Below are 1,832 nucleotides of genomic sequence, written 5' to 3' on the forward strand. Positions count from 1 at the left end.
CGCTATTGCTGAGCACCTGGGGTATCTCGTTGCTGATGATGGCACGGCAGATCAAGTTAATGTCCGACAACGCCTCCGTGTGCGTGTTGCCGATCTTCACTTCGCGCAGTTTACGACCGTGGCGGGAAGTAGCCTACTATCATCCGCCATTTCCACAACAACCGCCAAAGACTCCGTTGCAGGCGCTGGTGTGGACACCTGTCGGATCGGCATCGGCAGTGGTGACCGAACGTCGCCGGGTTGTCGATCGCTATATCGCCGCCGTGGATAAAGACGGGGTGATTTCCACCGGCCATATCGCATTACAACTTCTTCCGGATCTGTATATCAGCCATAACCCATTTAACTATATTGACCGCGATAGCGCTAACTTCCGCGCCCTGTTGCGTGCGGGTGAGGAGAATGACGTTCCAGGACGGTTTTTTGCCTCCATGGAAGAGGAGATCGTCGACTGGAGTCCACCGGATCAGCAGGTGCTTTTCACGCGTTACAATGAACAGGCACTGCGTAATTTTTGGCAGGTTTTCTCGATGGATACTACCTATAACCTGACCTCGCGCAACTGCTCGTCAACGGCGATTCAGGCGCTGGATGTTGCCATTGAAGGCGTCATGGGACGCTGTAGTCTTCCGATGATGCGCTTGTTGCTTGATCCCAATTTCTGGATGATGGGGCTGTTGCGTGGTCGGGCAGAAGAGATGACCTGGACTCCCGGACTGGCGCTGGATTATGTCCGCCTGCTGCAACGGGTGATTGAGCCGCAATATAGTCGCGCCTGGCATAAGCGTGTGCGCGAAGCGTATACCGTCAGAAAATCGCTGATCAAAAAGGAAATCCGCCTGAAGAAAGGGCAAAAATTCACGCAGAGCGACAGTCATGAGAAGTGAATTGCGGGCAAAGATTTCCGTTATTGCCGCCGTCACTATCTTTGGTCTGACCTATGGGCTAAGCGCACCGCTGATTGCCATTACGCTGGCGAATCGTGGCTACAGCGAAGCCTTTATCGGCATCAATGCCGGGATGCATGCGCTGGGCGTGTTGCTGATTGCCCCGGCGTTGCCGTGGTTGTGCCGTACCTTCTCGACGCGGCAATTGATGTTTACTGCTTTACTGGCAGCGGCAGGTTTGCTGATGATGTTTCCGTGGCTGCCAGTCGCCAGCTGGTTTGTGCTGCGGTTGCTGCTCGGCGTGGCCACCGAAGTGATTCTGGTGGTCACCGAAACCTGGCTGAATCAGGTTTCGGTGGAACAGCATCGGGCGAAGAATTTAGCAATGTACACTGCGATGCTGTCGCTCGGCTTTGCGCTAGGGCCGATGATTCTCAGTCTGATGGGCAGCGGGTCTGACGCCTTTATGCTGGGCGGCGTTGTCGCGCTGCTGGCCGCGCTGGCAATGTTACAGTCGAGAACCGGCGCCATGTCGTCAGAGCATGAGGTAAAACGTTCACTGGCGGCATGGGTGAAGTTAATTCCGCTGGCGCTGGCTGCGACGGTGCTGAATGCGGCGCTGGAATGTGCTGGCATGAACCTGTTGCCGCTGTATGCGATGAATCTCGGCTGGAGCGAATCCGAAGCCACTTCGTTGATCGCCATTTTGCTGGTCGGTGCCATCGTGTTGCAGCTGCCGGTCGGCTGGCTGGCGGATCGTTTCGATCGTCAACGATTGGTCGTGATGCTGGCTGCACTGTCCACCCTTGGGGCTTTAGTCTGGCCGCTGGCGTTGCAGCATATCTGGCTGGCGCGTGCGCTGTTGTTTATCTGGGGCGGAGTGTTTGTCGGTATCTATACGGTGATTATTACGTTGATTGGTCAGCGTTTTCGCGGCGCTGAACT

Annotated in this window: 2 protein-coding genes; both read left to right on the plus strand. The window is 55.8% G+C overall.

Annotation, left to right across the window (positions count from 1 at the left end; all coding sequences use genetic code 11):
- Positions 1–887, plus strand: an 887-nt coding sequence (locus NG42_RS02165) for a hypothetical protein (RefSeq protein ID WP_241488283.1), incomplete at its 5' end; no start/stop codon positions are given.
- A partial coding sequence (locus NG42_RS02170; RefSeq protein WP_052897388.1) for an MFS transporter occupies positions 877–1,832 on the plus strand: 956 nt, incomplete at its 3' end. The genes NG42_RS02165 and NG42_RS02170, both read left to right, overlap by 11 nt.

Source organism: Winslowiella iniecta (assembly GCF_001267535.1).
Taxonomy (GTDB): domain Bacteria; phylum Pseudomonadota; class Gammaproteobacteria; order Enterobacterales; family Enterobacteriaceae; genus Erwinia; species Erwinia iniecta.